This is a genomic window from Ralstonia sp. 24A2 (genome assembly GCF_051783885.1).
In the GTDB taxonomy this organism is placed as follows: Bacteria; Pseudomonadota; Gammaproteobacteria; order Burkholderiales; family Burkholderiaceae; genus Ralstonia.
Map to the genome: position 1 here is coordinate 1,210,526 of NZ_JBPVZD010000002.1, position 26,420 is coordinate 1,236,945.

Consider the following 26,420-nt stretch of genomic DNA (forward strand, 5'->3'; position numbering starts at 1 on the left):
TGGAGAACTGCAAAGAGGCGTTATTTTAGGGCGCTCCGAGCAAACGCGCTGGCAGCGGCCACGCGCGTGCCGAGCGTCGCTTGATTGATGCGGCCGGAGGATCAGCCCTGCGCCTCGACCTGTTGGCGCAGTCGCTGGACGTCGACGCGCTGCAGATAGCGCGTGATGTTCTGCCAGATCGAGTGGAAGCCGTATCCGCCGTGTTGCAGTTCATCCAGCGCCTGTTCCTTCGTCCAGCCCTGGTACACCACGCGATACAGCGCCGACACCAGGCCCGTTCGATCCGCGCCATGCTGGCAATGGATCAGCACCGGGCCATCACGCTCGACTTCGTGCAGGGCCTTGAGTGCGGTCACCATGTCTTCGTCGCGGATGCTCCACGTGTTGATCGGAATGCGTTGCATGGTGATGCCGCTGCCCGCCAGGATCTCGCTGTCCGAGTGGAAAGCGCGGAAGCTGATGACCTTCTTGATACCCAGCTTTTGCAACTGGGGGAGATCGCTCTTCGAAAGCTGCGCGCTGCGGTAGAGCGACGGCGTGATGCGATGCAGGTTGTTCACCGGTGCGTCCGTGACGCTTTGCGCCCACTGGAGTGGGCGGTTGGCCGACGATTGGGCGGGTGGCGTCGTGTCTGCGCAGGCCGATTGGAGTTGGCCGATCAACAGCAGCGCGGCGGCGGCAAGGGCGAGAATTCGCATGGTGGTGGGCAAGTCAGCGCACGACAGTGCGCGTGCGGGAGAGGAAGAACAGCACGATCGCCGCGGCGCTCATGGTCCAGTAGTCGGTCGGGGCAAAGGCCGTCCAGTGGATGTGCCAGGGCACATTGGCGGGCGTGAACTTCGCAATGCCGTAGGCGGGGTTCAGCACGAACCAGAGGAAGTCCTCCACCAGCCAGAAGACCATGATGCAGGCGACGGTGCGTGCCTCGATACGCCACGACCACTGGCCGTTGAAGACCACCGGCAGGTGGAAGAACAGCGCCACGAACGGGAACACCCACGCGTGGTAGCCCGTCATCGGGCGGCCGCCCCAGAAGAGATCGAGCAGCCAGTGCCTTTCGATGCGCCACGTGGGCAGGTTGGTGGCCCAGCCGGCGCTGCCTTCGATCTGGATCTCGACGTTGGCAAAGAAGAAGCCGAGTAGCACCACCCAGGCCACCAGCGCCAGCGTGCGGCGTCGTGGAATGAAATCGGTGGCGTTCATGCGGTGCGGGCTTGCGCGGTGAGACCCAGCACGCGGTCGAGCACGAACTGCCCCGCGTTCGGACGGCCCAGGGGCGCAATCTTGTGCCGCATTGCCGTCAGTCGATCAGGCTCCTTCAGCAGCGCATGGATGCGGAACTCGAGCGCGGCATCGTCGATGGCCTTGAGTGCGACGCCTTGCTCCAGCAGGAAGTCGGCATTGCGCTCTTCCTGGCCGGGGATGGGCGAGTTGACGATCATCGGCAACTGTATGGCCAGGCATTCGGAGGTGGTCAGGCCGCCCGGCTTGGTGATGACCAGGTCGGCACAGGCCATCAGGCGTTCCACCTGGTGCGTGAAGCCCTGCGGGAAGAGGCGCCCCGGATGCCGCTGCGCAACATGCTGCAGCGCTTCCAGCATCGTCTGGTTCTTGCCTGCCAGTGCGATCAGCTGGAAGTCGCCGTCCATCGCCAGCAGCCGTTCGGCCAAGGTGTCGAGGCCGCCCAGGCCAGCACCGCCCGACATCATCAGAAAGGTCTTGCGCTTCGGGTCGATGCCGAACTCCGCCGCACACGCAGCGCGGTCGAGCGGCTTGCCGAACGCCGGCATCACGGGAATGCCGCTCACGTGCACGGCATCGGCTGCCAGCCCGCGCTCGCGCATGCGCCACGCAATCTCTTCATTGGCCGCGAAGTAACCACGCATGTTCGGCACGATCCACATGCTGTGCAGGTCGAAGTCGGTCACCTGCACCCAGACCGGCACGTCCAGGCGCGCTTTGCGCAGCTCGCGCGAGAGCAGCTCCGCCGGCAGGAAGTGCGTGCAGATGATGGCGTCGGGGCGCTGGCGCTTGATCTCGGCCAGCAGCGGGCGGCTGTTCAGTCGTTCGACCGCGCGGCGGATCTTCTGGGAGAACGCGCTAGGCGCGGTCTCATCGGTCTTCTGGTAGAGATAGCCCCACAGCGCCGGCTGGTTGCTGACCAGCTTGATGTAGAAGTCGGTGTAGAGCTTGCGAAAGCCGGCCGACACAAAGTCCATCACATCGAGGTGCGTGGCTTCGATGCCCGCGGGGTGCACATCGGCGAAGGCGCGAATGGCTTCAGCGGCGCGCATATGGCCGGCGCCGGCACTGACACTCAGGAGCAGAATCTTCTTCATGGTTGGCGTAGGAGTTCCGGCGTCATCGGGTTGCCGGGTGGCGTATTCTCCACCAACCATGGCGTCTTGTGGAATGAAGCAGACAGGCGTGTCAGCGCGGCGCGATGGGCGGCAGGTCGATCGGAGCGTCGTCCGTGCAGCCCAGGAATTGCCACTGGCTCGGCTTGAACCGAGCATCGGGTCCGTCTGGTGCCGGCTGGGCGAATTCGGCCACGATGTCGTAGGGGATTGAGGGGACGTCGAAGCGGGCTACTTGTCCGCGCTTGCAAGCAACGGACGCCGGCTGGCCCTCGCGTGACAGTTTCCCTTTCGGGTTGTAGGCAAACAGCGGACCGATGGCCTGGTCTTCGGCCAACACGAGTTTGGCGTTCCCGGAGATATCCATCGCTTCGGTATTGACGCCCGCTACCCGCACCGAATGGGGAAAGCGTACGGCGCGCAGGCCGCGCAATGCCAGGGGCAAATCCTTCTCGCCGTTGTCAAATGGGTCGTACCGGTTGATCTGGCTGCCCGCTGGAATCACCAGCTCGCCATACTGAAAGTCGCGATCGAGGATGAAGTTCTCCCGCGTAATCCTGTTCGCCTGCTTTTCCTCAATGTCGCGGTCAATGCTGCGGAAATGGTAGTACAGCAGACCCGTCCACAGATCCGCCGCTACAAGGAAGATCGCCAGCGCCCACATCCATCTCCGCGCTTTCCGCGAGAGCGGTGGGCGCTTGGTGCACGACCTCGCCACGATGATGCCGACCATCGGGATCGTGCCGAACACGCCTACGAACGGCACGATGACGAGAACCAGGAAACCCAGCAGCGAGAGGGCGGGGGCGAAGATCATGGATGGCGGCGCTGCGTGCCTGCGCCGTGCGTGGAGGGCAAGAGGGCGGTGCCCTCAGAACGCCGGCAGATATTCCGGCGGATGCGAACGCAGTTGCTCGCGCGCCTCGCGAAACTCGGGGAAGATCGATTCCACCGTGTCCCAGAAGCGCGGGCTGTGGTTCATTTCCTTGAGGTGCGCCAGCTCGTGCGCGACCACGTAGTCGATCAGGCTCATCGGGAAATGCACGAGGCGCCAGTTCAGGCGGATCTTGCCGTCGGCCGTGCAACTGCCCCAGCGCGTGGCGGCTGAGGACAGCGCATACGCACTATGTCGCACGCCCAGGCGCTCCGCATACACGTCGAGCCGCTCACCGAAGAGGCGACGCGCCTGCGTTTGCAGCCAGCCTTGCACGCGATCCTTGATCTGCTGCTCGGTGGCCGCGGGCGGCAGGCCCAGGTGCAGCACGCACGCATCGGCATCGAACATCAGCGCGCCGATGGGCGATTCCAGTTTGAGCATGATCGACTTGCCGAGGAAGGGCAGCGACGCGCTATCCTGCCATTCCATCGGCGGCAGCACGCGGCGCGCGGCGCTGGTGCGCCATTCCGCCAGCTTGGCGAAAATCCACTTCTGCTTTTCGCTGATGGCGTGTTCGATCTCACCGAGCGTGACCCAACGCGGTGCCGTGATGGACAACCCCCGGTCATCGATGACAAAGCCGATGGTGCGCCGCGACGAGCGTTTGAGGTTGTATACCAGCGCGCGCTCGCCCAACGTCAGGCGGCGCTGGTTGGGGCCCAGCGCTACGGTGGTGGGATCGACTGCGGGTGGGGCGAGGAGCGCGGCGTCGGGCTGCGCGTTTGGGAGCGACGGGGCTTCAGGCGCGAGCAGCGGCAGTTCAAGCTGAACGCTGTCGGCGGTGGTGGGCGAAGTCGGTGGTCGCAGCAGTTTCATGCACGCTCGCGGTAGCTATCGGCGTCGATTCTACGCATTTCTGTTTCGATCCACGCTTCGACTTCGCGGTTGAGCTGATCGCTGGTCTTGCCGGCGGTCGGAATGGCCGGGCCGACCGACAGCGTGATCAGACCCGGATGCTTCAGGAATGAATTGCGCGGCCACACGCGCCCGGAGTTGTGTGCGATGGGGATGACCCATGCGCCGGTATCCACGGCAAAGCGCGCACCACCGCTTTTGTAGCGCGGCTTCGGATCGCCCGAGCGCGTGCGCGTGCCTTCCGGAAACATGATGACCCACGCGCCATCGGCCAGGCGCTCCTTGCCCTGGCGCGCCACCGAGGCGAACGCGTTGGCGCCGTCCTTGCGGTTGATGTGCACCATCTTCAACAAGCCCAGCGTCCAGCCGAAGAACGGCACGAACAGCAGTTCACGCTTGAACACGAAGCACAGCGGGCGCGGCATGGTCGCAACATAGGCCATGGTCTCCCAGGCCGACTGATGCTTGGAGAGGAGGACCACCTGCTTGTTGGTGGCGACGGCCTCTTCAATATGCTCCCAGCCCTCGTACTTCCAGCGGATGCCGACCAGGAAGCGCGCCGTCCAGATCACGGACTTGGTCCAGCCCGTCACCATCCAGAAGCGGCGGTGCGGGTTCAGGATCGGGAACACGATGAAGCAGGCCACCGCGTAAATAGGCGTCCAGACGACCAGGAAAATCAGCAGCAGCAGCGAACGGATAAAGGTCATGGTGTGACTTCAAGGGGCGCTAGGTGCACGTGAGGGCACGCCCTGGGGGGTAGGCGAGAGCAGCGCACGCGCAAACGCGCGCAGGTCGTTGTGGATCTGGGTGCCGGGAGGCAGATTGCCGGCGTCGCGCGTCTTGATGCCCTTGCCGGTCAGCACGAGATGCGGCGCGGCGCCAACTTCCACGCCCGCCTGCAGGTCGCGCAGCGAATCGCCGACCACCGGCACGCCCGTCAGGTCCAGGTCAAAGCGGCGCGCGATCTCGCGGAGCATGCCGGCTTTGGGCTTACGGCATTCGCAGGCGTCCGCAGCGGTATGTGGGCAGAAGAAGACAGCATCGACACGGCCGCCAAACGCGGACAGCGCCTTGTACATCTTCTCGTGCATCGCGTTGAGTGCCGCCGCTTCGAACAGCCCGCGGCCGATGCCTGACTGGTTGGTCGCGACCACCACCTCGTAGCCTGCCTGGTTCAGCTCGGCAATGGCCTCCAGGCTGCCGTCGATGGGAATCCACTCGTCGGGTGACTTGATGAACTGGTCGCTGTCGAGGTTGATCACGCCATCACGGTCAAGGATCACCAGCTTGGGGATGTGGGGCATGTCAGGCTCCGGGCTTCGCGCGGGCGGTCAATCAGGCGGCCAGTTTGGAGATGTCCGCTACGCGGTTCATCAGGCCATGCAGCTCGCCCAGCAGCGCGAGACGGTTGTCGCGCAGCGCGGTGTCGTCGGCCATCACCATCACGCCGTCGAAGAAGGTGTCGACCGCTTCGCGCAGGCCGGCCAGCGTCTTCAGCGCCGTGGTGAAGTCGCCGCGTGCGAAGGCATCGTGCACCTGCGGCTCGGACGAAGCAACCGCCTGGTGCAGCGCGCGCTCGGCGTCTTCCTTGAGCAGTTGCGGCTGCACTGCGCCGATGGCGACATCGGTCTTCTTCAGGATGTTGGTGATGCGCTTGTTGGCGGCGGCCAGTGCTTCAGCTTGCGGCAGGGCGGCAAAGGCGCGCACGGCTTCCAGGCGCGCGACGATGTCGTCCAGGCGCTGCGGGCGCTGGCTGACCACGGCTTCCACCTCATTGGTGCTGTAACCCTTGTCCTTCAGGTAGCCGCGCAGGCGGTCGTACAGGAAGTCGGTGATGGCGGCCAGGTCCGGCTTGACGGCGGCGATGCCATCGAAGCTGGTGGCGGCAATCTGCAGCGCGCCGTCGATCGTCAGCGTGAGCGGCTTTTCGATCAGCATGCGCAGGATGCCCAACGCGTGGCGGCGCAGCGCGAACGGGTCCTTCTCCCCCGTGGGTTGCAGGCCGATGCCCCAGATGCCGACCAGCGTTTCCAGCTTGTCAGCCAGGGCGACCACGGTACCGGTGGCGGTGCTGGGCAGCGCGTCGCCGGCAAAGCGCGGCTGGTAGTGCTCGGAGCAGGCCAGCGCCACGTCGTCGGGTTCGCCGTCGTGACGGGCGTAGTAGGTGCCCATCGTGCCCTGCAGCTCGGGGAACTCGCCGACCATGTCGGTCAGCAGGTCAGCCTTGGCCAGCAGCGCGCCGCGCGAAGCGTGCGCGACATCCGCACCAAGCTTCTCGGCCAGTTGGCCGGCAATGGCCTGCAGGCGCGACACGCGCTCAAGCTGCGTGCCGATCTTGTTGTGATAGACCACGCGCGAGAGCAGCGGCACGCGGTCGGCCAGCGGCTTCTTCTTGTCCTGCTCGAAGAAGAAGCGGGCATCGGCCAGGCGCGGGCGCACCACGCGCTCGTTGCCCTGAATGATGGCTTCCGGCGTGCCGGTGGCGATGTTGGAGACGATCAGGAAGCGGTTGCGCAGATGGCCTTGCGCGTCCGTCAGCGCAAAGTACTTCTGGTTGGTCTGCATGGTCAGGATCAGACACTCCTGCGGCACGGCGAGGAACGCTTCCTCGAAGTGGCAGGGGTAGACCACGGGCCATTCGACCAGCGCGTTGACTTCGTCCAGCAGCGCTTCGGGCATGACGACCGTATCGGCGCCGGCGGTCTTGAGCAGCTCGGCGCGGATGGCTTCGCGGCGCTTGGCGTAGCTGGCGATGACCTTGCCTTGGGCTTCCAGCGTGCTGGCGTACGACGTGGCATCGGCGATGACGATTTCGCCGGCCGACAGGAAGCGGTGACCCAGCGTCACGTTGCCTGACTGCAGGCCCAGCGCGCTGACAGGGATGACTTCGCTACCGAGCAGCGCAATCAGCTTGTGTGCCGGGCGCACGAACTGCACGTTGTCACCGTTCGGGCGCTGGTACGTCATCACCTTGGGGATCGGCAGGTTGGCAATGGTCTGCGTCAGTGCGGTCTGCAGGCCCTCGGCCAGCACGGCGCCGCGCGCGGTGTAGCGGTAGAAGAGCGATTCGGCCTTGCCGTCCGGTGCGCGTTCGAGCGATTCGGGGGCGATCGAATCCACACCCACCGTCTTGGCCAGCGCAGCCAGCTTTTTGACCAGCGGCGCAGCAGGCTTGCCTTCGGCGTCGAAGGCGATGGTCACGGGCAGCACCTTCTCGCGCAGTTCGCGATCGGGCGCCGCGCGGCGCACGCCGGTGATCGACGCAGCCAGGCGGCGCGGCGTGGCAAAGCCTTCCACGCTGGCGTTGTCTTCCAGCAGGCCTTGTGCCGACAGACCGTCAAAGAGGCCGCGCGCAAACGTCTCGCCCAGGCGGGCCAGCGCCTTGGGCGGCAGTTCTTCGGTCAGCAGTTCGATCAGGAGGGTGGACATAGCAGTTGAATCGGTGACGTCGTTGTTCTGCGCCGCTTACGTCTTGCGTGCGGCGGTTACGTTGTTGTGTTCCGTGGTCAGCACGGCGAGCCGGGCACGGGCTCCACGCCCGAGAGCAGCCACACGCCGCCTTGCTGTTGGAATTGCAGTTGCGTGCCAGCGCACTGGCCCGGCGGGGGCGGCGGTGCGATCGGCGCGGGGTTGGTGCCGGGCGCGGCGGCATCGCGGCGCAGGAAGCGCGCGGACAGCGTGCCGCGGCGCTCGTCATAGCGCACCTCTTGCAGCGTGCCGGACACGTTGAATTCCAGGCGGCTCGGCAGTTGCGCCGACGAGCGGAACACCCGCGCACGGCGCTGTGCCTTGCCACCGGCGCCTTGCCACTCAACCCAGGTGAGCGGGAAGCGCAGGGCGGTGGCGTAGGTGCGCAGCGGCACGCGGTGCCAGCCGAGGTCACGTGCGCCAGACAGGTCGCAGGCCATCGTGCGCGCCAGGCTCGTCCATTGGTCGAGCGCCGGCGGCGCCGGCGTCCATGCCGTGCCCAGCGCTTGCTGCAGCGGCTTGGAATCGGCCACGCAGATCTGGGTCAGGTTGCTCGGCACCACGAAGATCTTTTCCGTCGATGCCGGCTTGGACGTGCGATGCCGCGCTGCTTGCGCAACGCTTGCCGGCAGCGCCAGCACGGCGACCGATGCCGCCGTCAGCAAGGCCAGCCCGCGTCGCGTACGCGTGGCCGTCATGCAGCCTCCGTGGCAGCAGGCGCAGCGGCAGTGCCGCACATCGGGAAGCCCAGGCGCTCGCGCGAGTCGTAGTAGGCCTGTGCGACCAGGCGCGACAGGTTGCGGATGCGGCCGATGTAGGCTGCGCGCTCCGTCACCGAGATGGCGCCGCGTGCGTCGAGCAGGTTGAACGTGTGGCCGGCCTTGAGCACTTGCTCGTAGGCAGGCAGGGCGAGTTGCACGACCGGTGCATCGCTTTCGGTCGCGGCCGCGTCACCTTCGGGGCGCACGCCCATCAGGCGTTTGGCCTCGGTTTCGTGCTCGGCAAAGCGGCGGAACAGCACAGCGGTGTCGGCGTGCTCGAAGTTGTAGGTCGATTGCTCGACTTCGTTCTGGTGGTAGACGTCGCCATAGGTCAGGCGGCGCTTGACCGGGCCGTTCGGGCCCGGCTCCTCCCATTCCGTCCAGACCAGGTCATAGATGTTCTCGACCTGCTGCAGGTACATCGCCAGGCGCTCGATACCGTAAGTGATCTCGCCGGTGACTGGTTTGCAGTCCAGGCCGCCGACTTGCTGGAAGTACGTGAACTGCGTGACTTCCATGCCGTTGAGCCAGACTTCCCAGCCCAGGCCCCAGGCGCCGAGCGTGGGGTTTTCCCAGTCGTCTTCCACAAAGCGCACGTCGTTCTGCTTGAGGTCCAGGCCCAGGGCTTCCAGCGAACCGAGGTACAGATCGAGGATGTTCTCCGGCGCGGGCTTGAGCACCACCTGATACTGGTAGTAGTGCTGCAGGCGGTTGGGGTTCTCGCCGTAGCGGCCGTCCTTGGGGCGGCGCGACGGTTGTACATAGGCGGCGCGCCAAGGCTCAGGGCCGATCGCGCGCAGGAAGGTGTGCACGTGCGAGGTGCCGGCGCCGACTTCGAGGTCGATCGGTTGCAGCAGGGCGCAGCCCTGGGCGTCCCAGTACGACTGCAGCTTGAGGATGATTTGCTGGAAGGTGAGCATGGTGGTACCCGTTGGTCCGCTGTGGCACGCAGCGATGCTGTGCGCCGCGCGGCGGTGGAATGCAGCGGCGGGCACGAGAAGCGCATGGCTGCATGCCCGCCGTAAAACGTTGAATTTTAGCGTTTTTTGTCAGCCGCCCCGGAAAGTGGCTCGAAAGCCCTCCAGGCGACGAACGATCAATTCGCCTTCGCCCTGCGGCGACGCACGAATGCAATCAACAGCACCAGCACGCCCACGCCCAGCGCAGGCGCGTTGCCGGCCCGCACAAACGGCGTCAGGCCTTGCGTGCCCTGCACCTCGGCCTGCAGCGTGCCCAGCGTAAAGACCGGCAGGCGCGCCTGCACGCTGCCGTCCGGGCGCACCACGGCGGTGGCGCCGGTATTGGTGGCACGCAGCATCGGCCGGCCGGTTTCCAGCGCGCGCATGCGCGAAATCTGCAGATGCTGATCCAGTGCGATCGTGTCGCCAAACCACGCCAGGTTCGTCGTGTTGGCCAGCATCGTGGCCGGCTGATCGGCATGGCGTAGCGAGGCGGCGATCTCCTCGCCGAACAAATCTTCGTAGCAGATGTTGGGCGCAACGCGCTGGTCGGCCACCGTCATGGGCGGCTGCACGAGCTGGCCGCGCCGGAAATCGCCCAGCGGCATGTTCATCATGTTGACGAACCAGTGGAAGCCGAAGGGGATGAACTCACCGAAAGGCACCAGATGGTGCTTGTTGTAGCGGTACACCCCCTGGAACTGCGGGCCGACGCCGAACACACTGTTGGTGTAATCCACCGCCGAATCCTGGCTGGCCGCGCCAAATAGCACGCTGGAGCCGGTGCTATCCACATACGTGCGGATGGCCAGCGCGATCTCCTGTGGCATTTCCTGGATCATGATTGGGAAGGCGGTCTCGGGCGTGATCACCAGTTGCGCGGGCTGCTCGGTGACCATCTTCGTGTACAGCTCCAGCGAGCGCTCGATGCCGGTTTGCTGGAACTTCACATCCTGCGGCACGTTGCCTTGCAGCAGGCGCACGGAGATCGGCTTGCCTACGGGCTGTGTCCACGCAATGCCGTGCAGCGGCCAGCCGGCCACCAGCACCGCGGCGCCGATGATGGCGGTCAGCCAGTGCAGGCGGCGCTCGGCAGCCACGCACAGCAGGCCGGCCAGCGTGGCGGCAATCAGCACGATGCCGTAGACGCCTACCAGCGGCGCGTAGCCGGCCAGTGGGCCGTCGGTGTGCGCATAGCCGCCGTTGATCCAGGGGAAGCCTGTCCACACCGTGCCGCGCAGCCATTCCACGACAGCCCACGCTGCACCGAACACCAGCGCCGACGCCGTACCCGACCACCGCCCGCGCCGCGTCAGCCACTGCCACGCCCACACCGCCAGCGCCGGATGCAGCGCCAGGTAGCCCGCGAACAGCAGCACCGCCAGCGCAGCCATCCACGCGGGCATGTCGCCGTATACGTGCATGCTGATGAAAAGCCACCAGACGCCCGAGAGGAACCAGCCGAGCCCGAAGGCGTAGCCGACCCAGGCGGCGTCACGCAAACGCGGTGCGCGTTGCACCAGGGCAGCGAGTCCCGTCAGCGACAGGATCTGCAGCCACCACCAGTGGTTGGGCGCGAACGACAGCGTGTGCATGACGCCCAGCAGCGCCGCCAGCGGCATGGCAAAACGCAACCGTGCGAGTGACACAGCCGGAGCGTCCTGCCGGCGGGGTGGTTCGGCGGCAGGGGAGGAGAACTGAGCGGGCACGGAGGTCAGGCGGGGTTGGAACCGGAAGCGTCGGCCGAGGCATTGCCGCCGGCCGGGGTGGTGAGACGGCGCACCAGCAGCACTTGCACCTGCCGCGCATCGGCGCGCAGCACGTCAAACTGCAGCGTGCCCAGGACGATCTTCTCGCCCCGATGCGGCACACGGCCGAGGTGGTTGGACAGCAGCCCGCCGATGGTATCGACGTCTTCATCCGAGAAGTGCGTGCCGAAGGCTTCGTTGAACTGGCTGATTTCGGTCAGGCCGCGCACGCGCATGTGGCCATCGGCAGTGGCGAGGATGTTGTCTTCTTCCTCTTCGATGTCGTATTCGTCTTCGATGTCGCCGACGATCTGCTCCAGCACGTCTTCAATGGTGATGAGGCCGGCCACGCCGCCGTACTCGTCGACGACGATGGCGATGTGGTTGCGGTTGACGCGAAAGTCGCGCAACAGCACGTTCAGGCGCTTCGATTCGGGGATGAATACGGCGGGGCGCAGCATGTCGCGCACGTCGAAGTCTTCATCGGTATAGAAGCGCAGCAGATCCTTGGCCAGCAGGATGCCGATGATGTTGTCACGGCTGCCTTCGTAGACGGGGAAGCGCGAATGCGCGGCTTCCTGCACGAAGGGGATGAACTCAGACGGCGCGTCGGCGATGTTGAGCGCGTCCATTTGCGCGCGCGGGATCATGATGTCGCGCGCACACAGGTCCGAGACCTGGAAGACGCCTTCGATCATCGACAGGGAGTCGGCGTCGATCAGGTTGCGCGCGTGCGCGTCTTGGAGGATTTCTAGGAGTTCGGCCCGCGATTCGGGCTCGGGCGAGATGAGGTCGGTCAGGCGTTCCAGCAGCGTACGGGGTTTGTCGGCTGGCTTCGGACTGGGATACGGATCATTCATGGCGCGGTCGCGCGTCGTTAAACATCGGGCCAGCATACACCAAAAGACTCGCCGCCCCGATGACGTGGGCGGCGGGTTGGTGGGTGCCTTCCAACACGGCGCGGGATGGGCACCAAGCCCCCTGATGTGCGCTGAATTGCACTTCAGGGGGCCGGCCCGGGTGGCGTGGCACGGCGCCTGCCGAGGGGGAAACGGTCAGTCGCCGCTGTCCTTGCCGCCTTGCTGGTGACCGTCGTCACCGGTGTGCCCGCTACCCTCATCACTGCCTGTGCCCTGGCGGCCGTCGCCGCCATGATCGTTGTCGCCCTGGTTATTGTTGCCCTTGTCTTTGTGATTGCCGTTGTCATGGCCGGAATGGTTGTGGTCGTCGCCACCGCCATGGTTGCTGTCGCCGCCGTGATCGTGGTCTCCGCCGTGGTTGCCGTTGCCGCCGTGATCGTGATCGCCGCCATGGTTGCCGTCGCCACCGTGATCGTGATCGTGATCGCCGCCATGGTTGCCGTCACCACCGTGATCGTGGTCCCCGCCATGGTTGCCGTCGCCACCATGATCGTGATCTCCGCCGTGGTTGCCATCGCCACCGTGATCATGATCGTGATGACGATGGTGGTGATGGTGCCCGCCTCCCGGCGCCGGTGTTGGAGCGGGAGTCGGGCTCGGAGTCGGCACTGGAACCGGAGTCGGAACCGGAGTCGGAACCGGAGTCGGTGTCGGTGTCGGTGTCGGTGTCGGTGTCGGTGTCGGTGTCGGTGTCGGAGTCGGAGTCGGAGTCGGAGTCGGAGTCGGAGTCGGAGTCGGAGTCGGAGTCGGTGTCGGTGTCGGAGTCGGAGTCGGAGTCGGAACCGGAGTCGGAGTCGGAGTCGGAGTCGGAGTCGGAGTCGGAGTCGGAGTCGGAGTCGGAGTCGGAGTCGGAGTCGGTGTCGGTGTCGGTGTCGGGCTCGGGCTCGGGCTCGGGCTCGGGCTCGGGCTCGGGCTCGGGCTCGGGCTCGGACTCGGACTCGGACTCGGGCTAGGGCTAGGGCTAGGGCTAGGCGATTTGCCGGGTGCCGGAGCGGGGGCGGGCGAATTGTTGTTCGTGGAAGGCGGTGCCGTCACGTTGCTGGACACTGGAGCCGGTGCCGGCGTTGTGACGGGGTCTGCCCTGTTGCTGTGGTAGCGGCCGAGCGTAGTCGCGCCGCCATAGGCGGTCCAGCGTCCGGCGATCTCCATGTCGGCGCCGGCGATCCAGTGGTCGCCGGTGGCGCCAACGCCCACCAGCGCTTTGCTGCTTGCAAAGTCATAGCCGCCGCCGATGAGCGCCTGCACGCTGGTGCTGCCGACCACCGCCTGCACGCGCGGCCGGATGGTGCCTTGCGCGATCATGAAGTTCACTTCCGCGCCGACCACGTTGTTGTTGCCCGAAACGTTGACGGTGCGGCAACCAATCTGCGCGCCCGGATGCCATGTGCCGTCGAATACGACGACGATGCCCGCGTAGCACGATTGCTTGTGGTCCGCATGTGCGATTCGTGGCGTGACCGCCAGCGCAGTGCCGACCCCTACGCCGACGAGCAGCGTAGCCCATGGAATGCTGTCCATGAAATGTTGACGCATGATGACCTCCCCGCGAGGCCGTGCCCGTCTGTGCGCGGGTTGGCCCATGACGCCTGTTGCGGCGAAATTGATCGAGCGCGCTCGGGTGGCGGCTTATGAATCGAGGATATGGATTGCCACGGCAAAACCCATTCGCCATACGGAGAGCGGGGCAGGTGCCGGATGGCCGACGACCGATGCGGGGCGCATGCGCGATTCGATGGGCACACGCCTGCATCGAATGGAGGAGGAAGTGCCGCAAACCGTTGTCAGGACTGGATCTGCGGAAAGCGGACTTGATTCAGCGTTGAAACGCGGTGTTGCGTTTCTGTAGCGGAAAACAAAAACGCCGGCACAAGGCCGGCGTCTGGCAGCGAGGCAGGGGATGCGTCAGCGGCTCGCGTACGGATCGGCAAAACCCAGATCGCCGAGGATCTCGGTTTCGATGCCTTCCATCTCTTCGGCATCGGCCGGGTCTTCGTGGTCATAGCCCTGCGCATGCAGCGCGCCGTGCACGATCAGGTGCGCGTAGTGCGCGACCAGCGGTTTGCCTTGTTCCTTGGCTTCCTTCTCGACCACCGGGCAGCACAGCACGATGTCGGCGGCAACCGGGTCTTCGTCGCTTTCTGCGTACGAGAATGTCAGCACGTTGGTGGCGTAGTCCTTGTCGCGGTACGTGCGGTTGAGCGTGCGGCCTTCTTCTTCACCGACAAAGCGCACGTTGAGCTGCGCATCGGCAAACAGTGCCGGGGCGATCCACGCTTCGATGTCCTTCTCTTTCGGCAGCGCCTTGCGGGCGGCGGCCTTCAGCTCGTCGCCGTGCTGCACGGTGAGGTCGAGCGTGAGCATTTCGGCGTCATCGAAGGCTTCGCCGCCGTGGTTCCAGAACGTGTCGTCGAGTTCTTCAGTGCGCTCGGTTTGTACCGGCTCGGCCTCGATGCGCAGCGTGACGCTGTCGTGGTGCTCCGGGCGCAGCGACAGCATGGCATTCGTGTTGGTGTCTGAATGCTCGGCAACCAGGGTGATGGCGCCATCGGCTGTATCGGGCACGCTGATGATCAGGCTGCGGCCATCCGCAAAGGCGATGCGCAGGGCGCTGGCGGCCACCGTCTTCGGCTTGCCCTTGGCGTCGAATACGTCGACACGCGGGCCGAGCGCTTCAGGCGCGGCGGATTGGGTCTTCTTGGTCTTGGTTTTGTCTTTAGCCACGTTCAGGCGTCCTTATGCTGGGCATGGAATTCGTCATAGGCCTCGACGATGCGGGCCACCAGGGGGTGCCGCACAACGTCGACGCTGGAAAAGCGCGTCATCGACACGCCGCGCACATCGCGCAGCACGTGCTGCGCTTCAATCAGGCCACTCTTCTGGCCGCGCGGCAGGTCGATCTGCGTGGTGTCGCCGGTGATCACCGCCTTGGAGCCGAAGCCGATCCGCGTGAGGAACATCTTCATCTGTTCCGGCGTGGTGTTCTGGGCTTCGTCCAGGATGATGAAGGCGTGGTTGAGCGTGCGCCCGCGCATGTAGGCCAGCGGCGCGATCTCGATCATCTGGCGCTCGAACATCTTCTGCGTCTTGTCGAAGCCGAGCAGGTCGTACAGCGCGTCGTACAGCGGGCGCAGGTACGGGTCGACCTTCTGCGCGAGGTCGCCGGGCAGGAAGCCCAGGCGCTCGCCGGCTTCCACGGCCGGGCGCGTCAGCACGATGCGCTTGACGGCATCGCGCTCGAGCGCATCCACCGCGCAGGCCACCGCCAAATACGTCTTGCCCGTACCCGCCGGGCCGATGCCGAACGACAGGTCGTGCGAGAGGATGCTGCGCAGGTATTCGCGCTGCATCGGCGTGCGGCCGTGCAGGTCGGTGCGGCGCGTGTGCAGCACTGGTGACAGGTCGTTGCCGTCGGGCACGTCGGTACTCGATTCCGGCAGGTAGGCGCCGTGTGCGGCCACCTGGCGCGTCTCCACCAGGCCGAGCTGGATGTCGTCCACCGACAGCGGCTCGCGCGCGCTGTTGTAGAACGTCTCCAGCGCGTTGGCAGCGCCCTGCGCGTTGGCGCCGCGCACGGTGAACTTGGCGCCGCGCCGGCTGATGGTCACGTCCAGCGCCTGCTCGATCTGACGCAGGTTTTCATCCAACGGCCCGCACAGGTTCTGCAGGCGCGCGTTGTCGTTCTTGGGCGCGGTGAATTCAGCGGTGGTCGGTTTCATCCAATCCGTCTGTGTTGATGATCAGTGGGTCGCGTCGACCGCAACTTCGCCGCGCAGCGAGTGCGGGAAGGCGTGCACGATGCGCACGTCCAGCATCTGGCCGATCAGCTGGTCGCGGCGCGCCTGCGGCAGGTCCGGCAGGGCAAAGTTGACCACGCGGTTGTTCTCGGTGCGGCCATGCAGCTCGGTCGGGTCCTTGCGCGACGGGCCTTCCACGAGGATGCGCTGCACGCTGCCGACCATGCCCTGGCTGATGCGCGCGACGTTCTCTTCGATGGTCGCCTGCAAATGTTTCAGGCGTTCGAGCTTCACGGCCTGTGGCGTATCGTCGTGCAGGTTGGCCGCCGGCGTGCCGGGGCGCGGGCTGTAGATGAAGCTGAACGAGGTGTCGTAGCCGATCTCGTGGATCAGGTCCATCGTCTTGGCGAAGTCCGCATCGGTCTCGCCCGGGAAGCCGACGATGAAGTCGGTGGCGATCGAAATATTCGGCCGGATCGCGCGCAGCCTGCGGATGCTGCTCTTGTATTCGAGCACCGTGTAGCCGCGCTTCATCGCCATCAGGATGCGGTCGGAGCCGTGCTGCACGGGCAGGTGCAGGTGGTCGACCAGCTTCGGGTTGGTGGCGTAGGCCTCGATCAGGCGCGAGGAGAATTCCTTCGGATGGCTGGTCGTGTAGCGGATGCGCTCGATGCCCGGAATTTCGGCCACATATTCGAGCAGCAGCGCGAAGTCCGCACGCTCAGCGGTGTCACCCATCTTGCCGATATAGGCGTTGACGTTCTGGCCCAGCAGCGTGACTTCGCGCACGCCCTGTTCGGCCAGGCCAGCCACTTCGGCCAGCACGTCGTCGAACGGGCGCGAGACTTCTTCGCCACGGGTATAGGGCACCACGCAGTAGCTGCAGTACTTCGAGCAGCCTTCCATGATCGACACGAAGGCGGTCGAGCCTTCCACGCGCGCGGGCGGCAGGTGGTCGAATTTCTCGATCTCGGGGAAGGACACGTCGACCTGCGAGCGGCCCGTGCGGCGGCGCGCGGCGATCAGGTCCGGCAGGCGGTGCAGCGTCTGCGGGCCGAAGACGACGTCCACGTACGGCGCGCGCGCCACGATGGAGGCGCCTTCCTGGCTCGCCACGCAGCCACCGACGCCGACCACGAGGTCCGGCTTGAGGGCCTTGAGCGCCTTGACGCGGCCGAGTTCGGAGAACACCTTCTCCTGCGCCTTCTCGCGCACGGAGCACGTGTTGAAGAGGATCACGTCCGCATCTTCGGGCGTGTCGGTGGGGACGAGACCTTCAGCCGCATTGAGCACGTCGGACATCTTGTCCGAGTCGTACTCATTCATCTGGCAGCCGTAGGTTTTGATGAAGACTTTTTTCATGTGCCGTTCACAGTGGTTGACCTGGGGGCACGTGCTTCGTGGGGCGGCGCTACTGAGACTGGGCCTGCGCCTGAGCGGCGACCGCGGCCTTGTAGTCGTCATCGCTGACAACCCAGGCCGTCAGCAGTTGCTGATACAGGTCGAGCTGATAGCGCACCTTGAACGTCTGGCCGATCACCGCACTGGGCTGCGTCAACAGCCCATTCAGCGACAGAATCCGCACGCCTGGGGCGAAGCGGATATCGGCCTTGGTGGTACCGAAGCCGAGCAGCAGGATGTTCACCAAGCCCGTGCTGCCGGTGGTCAGCGTGCCGGTATTGGCCGAATTGACGGTCAACTGGGCAGCCGGGGCCGCCGCCGGAATGTTGCGCAGGACTTGCGCATGGGCGGGCAGCAGCGGCGCCGATGCTGCAGCGACAGCAGCAAAGGCTAGGGCAAGGACTTGGCGTCGGGTGCGCATGGCGTCGTCAGGAGAAAGCCACCGCCGGGTGAGCGACCCGGCACACGAAACACGAGACAACCCGATATTGTAGCGTTCCGGGCCGAACTCTTATAGCGCTTCGGCAATCTTTGCGGCCAGCGCAACGCCGCTGAGGAAGGCGGCTTCCACGCGTGGGCCCTCGCACCAGTCGCCGCAGGCGCCCAGGCGGGTGGCGGCGTCCCAGTGGCAGGGCATGCCCGCCGACTGCTCGACCAGCGCATGCGGCCACAGATGGGCCGCCATCAGGTCAGGCTCGGGCGTACCGGGAAAGGCCTCGGCAAAGCGGGCGTGCATGGCGTGCAGCGCCTGCTCGGGGGTGTCGTTGGCGTGCGCTGCCGACCAGCCCGGCGATGCATGCACCACCCAGGATTCATCGACCATCACCCGGCCTGGCTTGGTGTTGTCGCGTGCGGCCCAGGCGAGCATGTCGTCGTCAATGCGGATGCCATCGAAGGGTAGGTCCAGCGATTGCGCAAAGCCCATCATCAGTGCCCAGCAGGGCGCGTAGCGCACAGGCGCGATGGTCTCCTGCAGCGAGGCGGGCGCTGCGTTGCCAAACAGCGCAGGCAGTTCGGGTGCGGGCAGGGCCAGGGCGACGATGTCGGCATGCGCCACATCGGCACCGTTGCGCTCGATCGTCCAGCGCCGGCCCTCATGTGCCACGCGGGTGACGGCGTGGCCGAAACGCACATCCAGCGGTGTGGCCAGGCTGCGCACCAGCGCGCCCATGCCGGGCAGGCCGACGTAGCGGGCCTCGTCGCGCGAATCCGCCTGCAGCGCATCGGCTGTGCGGTGGCCCCAGCGTGCCGGCCACGGCATCACCGAGCCCTGCCGGCGGGCGGCGTCCACCGCGCGGCGGAAGGCCTCGCTGCGGACGTTGAACGACTGCGCGCCGTGGTCAAAAGCGTAGGCCGGGGCGCCTTCGGGCAGCACCGTGGTGGCCAGCCGGCCGCCCACGCCGCCCGCGCGTTCATAGACGGTGGCAGCGATGCCTTCTGCGGCAAGCGCGTTGGCACAGGCAACACCGGCAATGCCGGCTCCGACGATGGCGATGGAAGGCTGGGTCATGGATGTGACGTGGGGTGCTGGGGCGGGAATCCGGAATTCGGAACTGGGGCGTCAAAACCCCGCCATCATATCGGGTCGCGCCCCAATGAAAAACGCCACCCGAAGGTGGCGTTTGCGATAGCGCAATCCCGCAGCTTAGAACTTGTAGCCAACCGCCAGCCCAAACACGAGCGGGTCGACCTTGATGTCGGTCTTGTTGACCGCCAGCACCTGGCCCTGCGCGCTGCGGATCGTGATCGTGGAGGTCGTCTTCAGCGGCAGGTACGACACCGTGCCGATGGCGGTCCAGTTCTTGGCGAACTCATACGACAGGCCCACGTTGGCCACCGGCGTCCAGGAGCTCGACGTTTCCGCTGTCACCTTGGCCGTGCCGCTCGGCACCTGGCCCATGCCGAGTTGCAGCACCTGACCGAGGTTCTGCAGCGCGTTGACGAAGTTCGGGTTCAGCTTCAGGTTGGTGAAGAAGTTGTAGCTGACACCGGCGCCAACGAACGGACGGAACTTGCTTTCCTTCGTGCCGAAGTAGTACTGGGCGACGATGGCCGGGCTCCACTCACGCACGGTGGCAACCGGGTTGTTCTGCGGCAGGCCCAGGTTGATGAGCGTGAGCGGACCGATGACCGGCACCGGTGCGATCACATTGCCGCTGCCGTACAGGTTGAACTTGGGCGGCACGCCGCCAACGAACGTACCGGCGATGTTGTCGGTAAAGAAGTGCGTGAACGTGAGCGATAGCGTGTTGGCGTTACTGACTCGCACGTCAGTTCCGGGCGACTGGTACGTGCCCAGGCCCAGCGCGCTGGTGGTGGTGGTCAGCGGCGTGGCCGAATCCATCGGGCGAATGTAGAACCAACCCAACGCCATGACATTGCGGCCCCAGACGTAGTCGTCCATGAAGCCGCTGAACCCGCCGCCGCTGCTGGTGCCACTGCCGGTGCTGGCGCTTGCAGCCACGTTGGCCTCCGCGGTGGATTGGGCCTGAGCCAGGGGGGCAGCGAGGGCGCTGACGGCGGCGCAGGCAAGTGCTGCGGCAAAGCGGCGGGTGGTGCGGTTCATGTGGTTGTCTCTCTGGATTGGATTGTTATTTCGCCTGGGTGTGGCGATTTGTGTTTCCGCAGCATAACGCAGCGCTTTTGTTACGTTACGCCGCGCTCACCGAAGTTTTCCTCTAGCTTGTACGCACGCAACAAGGGGTTTCCCCTAGTCACGTTTCATACCATCCACCGGTCGGCGGAGCCTTGGCCTACAACGGTCTGCGGGTAGAACTTCAAAACTTGTACTCAGGGTTTTTGGGGTTGAAAGTCTGGTCGTTCCAGGTCTTGCGCGTGACGCTCTCGATGACGATCTTTTCGAGCTGGTTGCCCGACTCGTCCCAAGCCTCTTCAACACGAACCCACGGGTTCTTGAGGTCGAAAAACAGCCGTACGCGCTTGGCGTAGAACGTGGGTGGGCCGCTGGGCGCATCCCAGGTCAGGCGCAGCATGCGCTCGCCGCCTTCGGTCACCATCTTGGCTTCGTTGAACTTGCCGCTGCCGCCGGCGGCCACGTGGGCGCGCCCGTCGCGTTCCACCGTGTCGACGATGAACTGCAACCCCAGTTCACGTGCGGTGTGGTTCGACTGCGATTTGGCCAATGACCCGTCCAGCGCGCTCCAGATGGTGGCAAAGCCGAAGAGGCCGCCCAGGTGGCCGACCATCTCATCGCGGCGGACGGTCTCGTCGTAGATGATTTCCTGGCCGGCATGCGAGCCGCCCTTGAGCCAGCGTGCGTACACCTGGCGCGGCGCATTGCGGTAGCGGATCAGCATGAGAGACGGCTGGCTTTGCCACTGGTCTTTCACGCGCTCTTGCCGACGCATGCGGTATTCGTACTCGGGCAGCTTGGCTACCTCGCCACGCAGCCAGCGCACCAGCGTCTCGGGCTTCATCGCCTGCGCCATGGCGAGGATGTCGTCGTCAGACCAGTCGGCAAAGGCGTTGGCCTGGACCTGGCCGTTAAGCCAAGTCGTCTGCCGGGCGACGTCCATTGCGCCAAAGCTGCTGATGGCGGCGGATTGAGCGGCCGGTGTAGCCGTCGCTGCGGCAACTGCGGGCGCAGAAGCTTCGGGTGTCTGCGCCCACGCGGCGCTCGTGCAGACCAGTGCCGTCGCCAGGGCAAGCGTGCGCAGTCGCATGCGGGTCTTCTCCATCGTTGCGATGGTCATGGTGGTCATTGCTGGGCCTCGGCACGGGCGCGCTTGATGTCGGGGTCGGCATCGCGCAGTTCGCGGCGCAGGATCTTGCCCACGGTCGACTTGGGCAGTTCTTCATCGCGGAACTCGACAATGCGCGGCATCTTGTAGCCGGTCAGGTGGGCGCGGCAGTGTTCGAGTAGCGCGGGCTCCGTCAGCGCGCCGGTGCGCCGCACGACGATGACCTTCACGCGCTCACCCGCCACCGGGTCTGGCACGCCAATGGCGGCCACTTCCAGCACCTCCGGGTGCAGCGCGACGGCGTCTTCGATCTCGTTGGGGTACACGTTGAAGCCCGAGACCAGGATCATGTCCTTCTTGCGGTCGATCAGGCGGATGTAGCCGTTGGCATCCATCACGCCGATGTCACCCGTGGAGAACCAGCCGTCCGCGTCGATGGATTTGGCGGTTTCATCTGGGCGTTGCCAGTAGCCGCGCATGACCTGCGGCCCGCGCACCTGCAGCTCGCCGGGTTCGCCCAGCGGGGCGATGCTGCCGTCGTCGGCTTTGAAGCGCACCTCGGTGGACGGCGCCGGCAGGCCGATGGTGCCGCTGAACTCAGTCACCTGTGGCGGGTTCATCGACACCACGGGCGAGCATTCCGTCAGCCCGTAGCCTTCCACGATGGTGTGGCCCGTCACCTGCTTCCAGCGTTGGGCGATGGCGCGCTGCACCGCCATGCCGCCGCCGATGGTGATCTTCATGGCCGAGAAATCGCGCTTGGCAAATTCCGGATCTTCCAGCAGCGAGTTGAACAGCGTGTTGACGCCGGCAATGCCCGAGAAACGCTCGTTGCGCAGGATGAACAGCACGCGCTTGGTGTCGCGCGGATTGGCAATCAGGATGTTGCGCCCACCCATGGTCATGAACATCAGCAGGTTCACCGTGAGCGAGAAGATGTGATACAGCGGCAGCAGCGTGACGTTGGTCTCCGCCTCATCCGAGAGCATGCCCTTGGACCACACCTCCGCCTGCAGCAGGTTGGCGATGATGTTGCGGTGGGTGAGCATCGCGCCCTTGGCTACGCCCGTGGTGCCGCCGGTGTACTGCAGGAAGGCGATGTCTTCCGGCGCCAGCGGTACGGCTTGCGGCGCACGCGTACGCCCTGTGGCCAGCGCATCGCGCAACCAGATGGGCGAGGGCAGCTTGTACCGCGGCACCTGCTTCTGTACGTTGCGCATCACGAAGTTCAGCGCGCGGCCCTTGAGGTTGAGCGCGCCACCCATCAGGTCGCCAATGCCGGTGAGGACGATGTTGCGCACCTGGCTGCCGGGCAGCGCCTGTTCGAGCGTGCGCGCAAAGTTCTCCAGCACCACGATGGTCTGTGCGCCGGAGTCGCGCAACTGGTGCGCCAGCTCGGGCACCGTGTATAGCGGGTTCACGTTGACGACGATGGCACCTGCCAGCAGCGTGCCGAACAGGCACACGGGGTACTGCAGGCTGTTGGGCAGCATGATCGCCACGCGGTCGCCCTTCTTCACGCCGCGCGATTGCAGCCACGCCGCGAACTGCCGGGCCTTGCGCTCGCATTCGTCGTAGGTCATTTCCGTGCCGACGCTCACGTAGGCGACGCGGTTGCGGTACTTCTCCACCGATTCGCGAAACACCTCGGCCAGCGAGTGATAGCGGTCGGGGTCGATCTCGGCGGGCACGCCTTCGGGATACGACTTCAGCCAGATGCGGTCGATGTGGTCGGTCAGGCTCGAGTTTGGCTGAGTTGGGTCGGCAACGGTGTTCATGGTGTCTCCGTCCATGAAAAACGCGGCGTGGTGTTGTTGTGTGCCGCGTGGGTTTCAAGATTGGGCCGTTCCCGTTGTGGCCCGAGTGGTTCAGTGCGACATCGTTTCGGGGCGCTCCAGAATGGCAACCACGCCTTGTCCGCCGGCCGCGCAGATCGACACCAGCCCGCGCCCGCTGCCGCGCTGCGCCAGCATCTTGGCGAGCGTGGCGACAATGCGCCCGCCGGTGGCGGCAAACGGATGGCCGGTGCCCAGTGAGCTGCCGTTCACGTTGAGCTTGCTGCGGTCGATGCTGCCGAGTGGCGCGCTGCGGCCGAGCTTTTCGCGGCAGTACTCGGGCGATTCCCATGCGGCCAGTGTGCAGAGCACCTGGGCGGCAAAGGCTTCGTGGATCTCGTAGTAGTCGAAGTCCTGGAGCGTGAGGCCCGCGCGCTGCAGCATGCGCGAGACAGCATAGGCCGGCGCCATCAGCAGCCCTTCGTTCTGTTCGGGCGTGCCACTGAAGAAATCGACGGCGGCCGTATCTGCGCACGTCATGTAGGCGAGCACCGGCAGGTTGCGCGCGCGCGCCCAGTCCTCGCTGGCGAGCAGCACGCACGAGGCGCCGTCGGTCAGCGGCGTGGAGTTGCCGGCGGTCATGGTGCCGCTGGCGCTGCGGTCGAACACCGGTTGCAGCTTGGCGAGCTGCTCGGCGGTGAGGTTGCTGCGCAGGTTGTTGTCGCGGTCCAGCCCGAGGTGGGCGGTCATCAGGTCGGTGAAGAAGCCGCGCTCGTAGGCGGCGGTCAGGTTGTGGTGGCTGCGCAGGGCCAGCGCATCCTGATCTTCGCGGCGGATGCCCCAGCGCTTGGCCATCAGCTCGCAGTGCTCACCCATCGACAGGCCGGTGCGCGGCTCGCTGTTGCGCGGCAGGAGTGGGCGCACGAACATGGACGGCCGTAGGCCGGCCAGTGCCTTGATGCGTTCGCCGGTGGACTTGGCGCGGTTGGCCTCCAGCAGGATCTTGCGCATCTTCTCGTTCAGGCCAACGGGCGCGTCGGAGGTGGTATCCGTGCCGCCCGCGATGCCCACGTCGATCTGTCCCAACGCGATCTTGTTGGCGACCAGGATGGCTGCCTCCAGCCCAGTGCCGCACGCCTGCTGCACGTCATACGCGGGCGTCTGCTTGGCGAGTGTGGTGGAGAGCACCGATTCGCGTGTCAGGTTGAAATCCCGCGAGAGCTTGATCACGGCGCCGGCGACGACTTCATCCAGGCGCTGGCCGTGCAGGTTGAACCGGTCGATCAGGCCCTGCAGCGCGGCCACCAGCATCTGCTGGTTCGACGCGGTGGCGTAGGCCGTGTTCGAGCGGGCGAACGGGATGCGGTTGCCCCCGAGGATGGCGACGCGGCGTACCTGTGTGCTTGTACCTGCATTAGCGAGCATGGATTCAGTTTCCCGTGTTGTCTTGTTGTGCTTGCGGCAGTGTCAGCACGCCGCGCAGATAGGGTTTGTCGCCGGCGGTGTTGCGCACTTCGAAGGCGCAGCTCGGCGCGGCATCCTCGGCTTGCCAGAGCGTGGCTGCACCCGGCAGCGACAACGGCGTCTTGAACTCGGCAACTACCTCCCCCCGCGCAAGCGGCGCGGCCGGCAGCAACGCAGCCAGTGCGCGTGCCTTGGTCCACATGCCATGGGCGATGGGGTGGGCGAAGCCAAACAACTTCGCGCCAAGGTTCGATACGTGGATCGGATTCCAGTCACCCGAGACACGGGCGTAGCGGCGGCCGGTGTCGGCGGGCGCATCCCAGTGGCCATCGGGCGACAGGTCTTGCGCAGCCGGCAGCGCGATTAGTGGTGCTCCCTGCGGAGACGGCACGCCCACGCGCAGGTAGGTCGAGAGCGATTCCCACACCACGGCGCCCGCCCTGACAATGGCGGTCTCAATCGCGAACGCCTGCCCGCGCGCATGCTGGAACAGCCGGCGCGGTCGCACCTCCACACGCACGCGTTCACCGGCGGTGAGCGGTTGATGCTGACGGATCGTGTTGCACAGATGCACCAGCCCGATGACCGGATACGGGAACGCCGATTCCGTCATCAACATGAGTTGCAGCGGAAAGCCCAGCAGGTGCGGATACGTCATCGGCACGCCGTGTGCGGGCGAGAAGCCGCAGACTGCGGCGTAGCGCGCGATGTGTTCTGCGTCCAGCGGCACTTCCTGCCGCACCAGCGTATGACGCGGCAGTGGTCCGCCGCGCTTGCCCTTGCGTTGCGACAGCAGCGCCCACCACGCCAACGCCCTGGGCGACGGCGGCGTCGTCACCAGCGTCTGCGTGGCGAAGCGCGGCGTGACGGTCGCGCGGGTGCGTGTGGCGACGGTGGGCGGCATGATCGTTCTAGGCTCCGAGCAGGCTCTGGCCGCACACGCGTACGACGTTGCCGGTCACGCCGTTGGACGCCGGGCACGCAAACCACGCAATCGCCTCGGCCACGTCCACAGGCTGGCCGCCCTGGCTCATTGCGTTCATGCGTCGGCCCGCCTCGCGAATGGCGAAGGGCACGGCGGCCGTCATTTGCGTCTCGATAAAGCCGGGCGCGACAGCGTTGATGGTGATGCCGCGTTCGGCCAGCAACGGCGCACTGGCCTGCACGAGGCCGATCACGCCCGCTTTGGACGTCGCATAGTTGGTCTGTCCCAGGTTGCCCGCAATACCGCTGATGGACGACACGCAGACGATGGCCCCACCCGCATGCAGCGCGTTGGCAGCAAGTAGCGCATCGTTGATGCGCAACTGCGCGGTGAGGTTGATGTCGATCACGCTGCGCCACGCCGGTTCAGTCATGCGGGCGATGGTCTTGTCGCGCGTGATGCCGGCGTTGTGCACGAGGATGTCGATGCCGCCCGCAGCAGCGAGCTGCTGCGCAAGCAGGGCGGGTGTTTCCGGCGCAGCGATGTCGTAGGCCAGCGCTTCACCGCCGATCGCCTGCGCGACGGCGTTCAACCCTTCCTGTGCCGCCGGCACATCGAGGCACAGCACACGCGCGCCGTCACGCGCCAGCACATGCGCAATCGCCGCGCCGATGCCGCGCGAGGCCCCCGTCACCAGTGCAGTACGTCCAGCCAGCGGTTTCTGCCAATCGACGGAGACCGGCGCTGCGGCCCGCACGCGCACCACCTGCCCCGATACATACGCTGAGCGCGCCGACAGCAAAAACCGCAGCGTTGACGCCGCCACGTTCTCCGCGCCCTCGGTCACGTAGACAAGCTGCGCCGTGCAACCACGCCGGATCTCCTTGCCGAGCGAGCGCGTCATCCCTTCCAGTGCGCGCTGGGCGATGGCAGCCTGCGGCGTCTCGCAATCTTCAGGCGGGCGACCGATGACCACCACGCGCCCGCAACAGCCGACAGCACGCACGCCGTCGTGGAACACGTGATACAGCGCGTCGAGGTCTTCCGTTGCTTGGACGCCGGTCGCATCGAAGACAATGCCGCCGACGCGGTCAAACGCATCGCCTTCCTTGCCCGTGGGCGCAACAAAGCGCCCGGTGATCTGTCCGTGCCGGTTGGCAGCGCCGAGCCATTCGGGGTCGCTTTCATGAAAGCGCGTGGGTACGCCGATCTCGGCGAACAGCGCGGCGAGCGTTTCCCGCATCGTCCCACCCGGTGCCGCACCCACCAGGAACGGACCGATGAACTCCGGTTTTCCTTCTTGATACCGGCGCAGTGGCACCGGCTGCGGCAGGCCAAGGTTGGCCGACAGCCATTTGCCGAAACCGGAACCGACGAAATCGAGGTACTTGTCTTGCATCGTTGTTGTTGTG

26 protein-coding genes are annotated in these 26,420 nt (G+C 65.8%); 2 read left to right on the plus strand and 24 right to left on the minus strand.

Going from position 1 to position 26,420, the window contains the following annotated elements; all coding sequences use genetic code 11:
• Positions 1 to 101: 101 nt before the first annotated feature.
• The 13 genes from ACS13N_RS10570 to ACS13N_RS10630 form a co-directional block, all read right to left on the minus strand.
• Positions 102 to 698: a dual specificity protein phosphatase family protein gene (locus ACS13N_RS10570; RefSeq protein ID WP_438931619.1), complete on the minus strand. Its 597-nt coding sequence runs from the start codon at positions 696 to 698 to the stop codon at positions 102 to 104.
• A 13-nt stretch (positions 699 to 711) separates the two neighbouring features.
• Complete coding sequence (locus ACS13N_RS10575) at positions 712 to 1,203, minus strand: hypothetical protein (RefSeq protein WP_438931620.1); 492 nt, start codon at positions 1,201 to 1,203, stop codon at positions 712 to 714.
• Positions 1,200 to 2,339: an MGDG synthase family glycosyltransferase gene (locus ACS13N_RS10580; protein WP_438931621.1), complete on the minus strand. Its 1,140-nt coding sequence runs from the start codon at positions 2,337 to 2,339 to the stop codon at positions 1,200 to 1,202. The genes ACS13N_RS10575 and ACS13N_RS10580 overlap by 4 nt, the downstream gene beginning before the upstream one ends.
• A 91-nt stretch (positions 2,340 to 2,430) precedes the next feature.
• Positions 2,431 to 3,174: a hypothetical protein gene (locus ACS13N_RS10585; RefSeq protein ID WP_438931622.1), complete on the minus strand. Its 744-nt coding sequence runs from the start codon at positions 3,172 to 3,174 to the stop codon at positions 2,431 to 2,433.
• A gap of 54 nt (positions 3,175 to 3,228) precedes the next feature.
• Positions 3,229 to 4,110: a M48 family metallopeptidase gene (locus ACS13N_RS10590; RefSeq protein ID WP_438931623.1), complete on the minus strand. Its 882-nt coding sequence runs from the start codon at positions 4,108 to 4,110 to the stop codon at positions 3,229 to 3,231.
• A complete protein-coding gene (locus ACS13N_RS10595; protein ID WP_048934041.1) occupies positions 4,107 to 4,859 on the minus strand; it encodes a lysophospholipid acyltransferase family protein in 753 nt (250 codons plus the stop codon). Before ACS13N_RS10595 ends, ACS13N_RS10590 begins: the two co-directional genes overlap by 4 nt.
• 9 nt (positions 4,860 to 4,868) lie before the next feature.
• Positions 4,869 to 5,456: a D-glycero-beta-D-manno-heptose 1,7-bisphosphate 7-phosphatase gene (gene gmhB / locus ACS13N_RS10600; RefSeq protein ID WP_438931624.1), complete on the minus strand. Its 588-nt coding sequence runs from the start codon at positions 5,454 to 5,456 to the stop codon at positions 4,869 to 4,871.
• Between the two features lie 31 nt (positions 5,457 to 5,487).
• The gene (glyS, locus tag ACS13N_RS10605) at positions 5,488 to 7,581 is read right to left on the minus strand and encodes a glycine--tRNA ligase subunit beta (protein WP_438931625.1); all 2,094 of its coding nucleotides are present in this window, start codon (positions 7,579 to 7,581) and stop codon (positions 5,488 to 5,490) included.
• A 77-nt stretch (positions 7,582 to 7,658) separates the two neighbouring features.
• The gene (locus ACS13N_RS10610) at positions 7,659 to 8,318 is read right to left on the minus strand and encodes a hypothetical protein (protein ID WP_438931626.1); all 660 of its coding nucleotides are present in this window, start codon (positions 8,316 to 8,318) and stop codon (positions 7,659 to 7,661) included.
• Positions 8,315 to 9,301 carry a glycine--tRNA ligase subunit alpha gene (gene glyQ, locus ACS13N_RS10615; protein ID WP_438932827.1) on the minus strand — a complete coding sequence of 329 codons (987 nt, stop codon included), beginning with the start codon at positions 9,299 to 9,301 and terminating at the stop codon, positions 8,315 to 8,317. The genes ACS13N_RS10610 and glyQ overlap by 4 nt, the downstream gene beginning before the upstream one ends.
• A 176-nt stretch (positions 9,302 to 9,477) precedes the next feature.
• Positions 9,478 to 10,989 carry an apolipoprotein N-acyltransferase gene (lnt, locus tag ACS13N_RS10620; RefSeq protein WP_438931627.1) on the minus strand — a complete coding sequence of 504 codons (1,512 nt, stop codon included), beginning with the start codon at positions 10,987 to 10,989 and terminating at the stop codon, positions 9,478 to 9,480.
• Between the two features lie 65 nt (positions 10,990 to 11,054).
• Positions 11,055 to 11,948 carry an HlyC/CorC family transporter gene (locus ACS13N_RS10625; RefSeq protein ID WP_438931628.1) on the minus strand — a complete coding sequence of 298 codons (894 nt, stop codon included), beginning with the start codon at positions 11,946 to 11,948 and terminating at the stop codon, positions 11,055 to 11,057.
• Between the two features lie 143 nt (positions 11,949 to 12,091).
• Positions 12,092 to 12,538 carry a hypothetical protein gene (locus ACS13N_RS10630; protein ID WP_438931629.1) on the minus strand — a complete coding sequence of 149 codons (447 nt, stop codon included), beginning with the start codon at positions 12,536 to 12,538 and terminating at the stop codon, positions 12,092 to 12,094.
• Positions 12,539 to 12,586: 48 nt separating this feature from the next.
• Between ACS13N_RS10630 and ACS13N_RS10635 the strand changes: the two genes are divergently transcribed.
• Positions 12,587 to 12,961 (plus strand): hypothetical protein, encoded by a 375-nt coding sequence (locus ACS13N_RS10635; protein ID WP_438931630.1) that lies wholly within the window; start codon positions 12,587 to 12,589, stop codon positions 12,959 to 12,961.
• A gap of 278 nt (positions 12,962 to 13,239) precedes the next feature.
• Positions 13,240 to 13,425 carry a hypothetical protein gene (locus ACS13N_RS10640; protein WP_438931631.1) on the plus strand — a complete coding sequence of 62 codons (186 nt, stop codon included), beginning with the start codon at positions 13,240 to 13,242 and terminating at the stop codon, positions 13,423 to 13,425.
• Between the two features lie 485 nt (positions 13,426 to 13,910).
• Here the strand turns inward: ACS13N_RS10640 and ybeY are convergent, their stop codons facing one another.
• From ybeY to ACS13N_RS10695, 11 genes are all read right to left on the minus strand, one after another.
• Complete coding sequence (gene ybeY / locus ACS13N_RS10645) at positions 13,911 to 14,729, minus strand: rRNA maturation RNase YbeY (protein ID WP_438931632.1); 819 nt, start codon at positions 14,727 to 14,729, stop codon at positions 13,911 to 13,913.
• A 2-nt stretch (positions 14,730 to 14,731) separates the two neighbouring features.
• Entirely contained in the window at positions 14,732 to 15,724 is a 993-nt protein-coding gene (locus ACS13N_RS10650; RefSeq protein ID WP_438931633.1) for a PhoH family protein, read from the minus strand.
• Positions 15,725 to 15,745: 21 nt separating this feature from the next.
• Entirely contained in the window at positions 15,746 to 17,104 is a 1,359-nt protein-coding gene (gene miaB, locus ACS13N_RS10655) for a tRNA (N6-isopentenyl adenosine(37)-C2)-methylthiotransferase MiaB (RefSeq protein WP_438931634.1), read from the minus strand.
• 49 nt (positions 17,105 to 17,153) lie between these two features.
• A complete protein-coding gene (locus ACS13N_RS10660) occupies positions 17,154 to 17,564 on the minus strand; it encodes a hypothetical protein (protein WP_438931635.1) in 411 nt (136 codons plus the stop codon).
• A gap of 90 nt (positions 17,565 to 17,654) precedes the next feature.
• Entirely contained in the window at positions 17,655 to 18,653 is a 999-nt protein-coding gene (locus ACS13N_RS10665) for an NAD(P)/FAD-dependent oxidoreductase (RefSeq protein ID WP_438931636.1), read from the minus strand.
• 135 nt (positions 18,654 to 18,788) lie between these two features.
• On the minus strand, positions 18,789 to 19,709 hold the full coding sequence (locus ACS13N_RS10670; protein ID WP_039599167.1) for an OmpW/AlkL family protein: 921 nt from the start codon (positions 19,707 to 19,709) through the stop codon (positions 18,789 to 18,791).
• 211 nt (positions 19,710 to 19,920) lie between these two features.
• Positions 19,921 to 20,826 (minus strand): DUF1571 domain-containing protein, encoded by a 906-nt coding sequence (locus tag ACS13N_RS10675; protein WP_438932828.1) that lies wholly within the window; start codon positions 20,824 to 20,826, stop codon positions 19,921 to 19,923.
• A 35-nt stretch (positions 20,827 to 20,861) separates the two neighbouring features.
• Complete coding sequence (locus ACS13N_RS10680; RefSeq protein WP_438931637.1) at positions 20,862 to 22,622, minus strand: AMP-binding protein; 1,761 nt, start codon at positions 22,620 to 22,622, stop codon at positions 20,862 to 20,864.
• A 90-nt stretch (positions 22,623 to 22,712) separates the two neighbouring features.
• Complete coding sequence (locus ACS13N_RS10685; RefSeq protein ID WP_438931638.1) at positions 22,713 to 24,044, minus strand: acetyl-CoA C-acetyltransferase; 1,332 nt, start codon at positions 24,042 to 24,044, stop codon at positions 22,713 to 22,715.
• Between the two features lie 4 nt (positions 24,045 to 24,048).
• A complete protein-coding gene (locus ACS13N_RS10690) occupies positions 24,049 to 24,987 on the minus strand; it encodes a MaoC/PaaZ C-terminal domain-containing protein (protein ID WP_438931639.1) in 939 nt (312 codons plus the stop codon).
• Between the two features lie 7 nt (positions 24,988 to 24,994).
• The gene (locus ACS13N_RS10695) at positions 24,995 to 26,407 is read right to left on the minus strand and encodes a 3-oxoacyl-ACP reductase (RefSeq protein WP_438931640.1); all 1,413 of its coding nucleotides are present in this window, start codon (positions 26,405 to 26,407) and stop codon (positions 24,995 to 24,997) included.
• Between the last annotated feature and the right edge of the window lie 13 nt (positions 26,408 to 26,420).

What these genes read in the sequence shown, in the direction of transcription:
- ACS13N_RS10660 (WP_438931635.1), bottom strand. Translation starts at nt 17,564, where the DNA reads ATGCGCACCCGACGCCAAGTCCTTGCCCTAGCCTTTGCTGCTGTCGCT.
- ACS13N_RS10585 (WP_438931622.1), bottom strand. Translation starts at nt 3,174, where the DNA reads ATGATCTTCGCCCCCGCCCTCTCGCTGCTGGGTTTCCTGGTTCTCGTC.
- ACS13N_RS10625 (WP_438931628.1), bottom strand. Translation starts at nt 11,948, where the DNA reads ATGAATGATCCGTATCCCAGTCCGAAGCCAGCCGACAAACCCCGTACG.
- ACS13N_RS10595 (WP_048934041.1), bottom strand. Translation starts at nt 4,859, where the DNA reads ATGACCTTTATCCGTTCGCTGCTGCTGCTGATTTTCCTGGTCGTCTGG.
- ACS13N_RS10695 (WP_438931640.1), bottom strand. Translation starts at nt 26,407, where the DNA reads ATGCAAGACAAGTACCTCGATTTCGTCGGTTCCGGTTTCGGCAAATGG.
- miaB (WP_438931634.1), bottom strand. Translation starts at nt 17,104, where the DNA reads ATGAAAAAAGTCTTCATCAAAACCTACGGCTGCCAGATGAATGAGTAC.
- ACS13N_RS10650 (WP_438931633.1), bottom strand. Translation starts at nt 15,724, where the DNA reads ATGAAACCGACCACCGCTGAATTCACCGCGCCCAAGAACGACAACGCG.
- ACS13N_RS10675 (WP_438932828.1), bottom strand. Translation starts at nt 20,826, where the DNA reads ATGCGACTGCGCACGCTTGCCCTGGCGACGGCACTGGTCTGCACGAGC.
- ACS13N_RS10570 (WP_438931619.1), bottom strand. Translation starts at nt 698, where the DNA reads ATGCGAATTCTCGCCCTTGCCGCCGCCGCGCTGCTGTTGATCGGCCAA.
- ACS13N_RS10690 (WP_438931639.1), bottom strand. Translation starts at nt 24,987, where the DNA reads ATGCCGCCCACCGTCGCCACACGCACCCGCGCGACCGTCACGCCGCGC.
- ACS13N_RS10640 (WP_438931631.1), top strand. Translation starts at nt 13,240, where the DNA reads ATGAGCGCCTGCACGCTGGTGCTGCCGACCACCGCCTGCACGCGCGGC.
- gmhB (WP_438931624.1), bottom strand. Translation starts at nt 5,456, where the DNA reads ATGCCCCACATCCCCAAGCTGGTGATCCTTGACCGTGATGGCGTGATC.
- ACS13N_RS10670 (WP_039599167.1), bottom strand. Translation starts at nt 19,709, where the DNA reads ATGAACCGCACCACCCGCCGCTTTGCCGCAGCACTTGCCTGCGCCGCC.
- glyS (WP_438931625.1), bottom strand. Translation starts at nt 7,581, where the DNA reads ATGTCCACCCTCCTGATCGAACTGCTGACCGAAGAACTGCCGCCCAAG.
- ACS13N_RS10575 (WP_438931620.1), bottom strand. Translation starts at nt 1,203, where the DNA reads ATGAACGCCACCGATTTCATTCCACGACGCCGCACGCTGGCGCTGGTG.
- glyQ (WP_438932827.1), bottom strand. Translation starts at nt 9,301, where the DNA reads ATGCTCACCTTCCAGCAAATCATCCTCAAGCTGCAGTCGTACTGGGAC.
- ACS13N_RS10665 (WP_438931636.1), bottom strand. Translation starts at nt 18,653, where the DNA reads ATGACCCAGCCTTCCATCGCCATCGTCGGAGCCGGCATTGCCGGTGTT.
- ACS13N_RS10580 (WP_438931621.1), bottom strand. Translation starts at nt 2,339, where the DNA reads ATGAAGAAGATTCTGCTCCTGAGTGTCAGTGCCGGCGCCGGCCATATG.
- ACS13N_RS10630 (WP_438931629.1), bottom strand. Translation starts at nt 12,538, where the DNA reads ATGATCACGGTGGCGATGGCAACCACGGCGGAGATCACGATCATGGTG.
- ACS13N_RS10590 (WP_438931623.1), bottom strand. Translation starts at nt 4,110, where the DNA reads ATGAAACTGCTGCGACCACCGACTTCGCCCACCACCGCCGACAGCGTT.
- ACS13N_RS10610 (WP_438931626.1), bottom strand. Translation starts at nt 8,318, where the DNA reads ATGACGGCCACGCGTACGCGACGCGGGCTGGCCTTGCTGACGGCGGCA.
- ACS13N_RS10685 (WP_438931638.1), bottom strand. Translation starts at nt 24,044, where the DNA reads ATGCTCGCTAATGCAGGTACAAGCACACAGGTACGCCGCGTCGCCATC.
- ACS13N_RS10680 (WP_438931637.1), bottom strand. Translation starts at nt 22,622, where the DNA reads ATGAACACCGTTGCCGACCCAACTCAGCCAAACTCGAGCCTGACCGAC.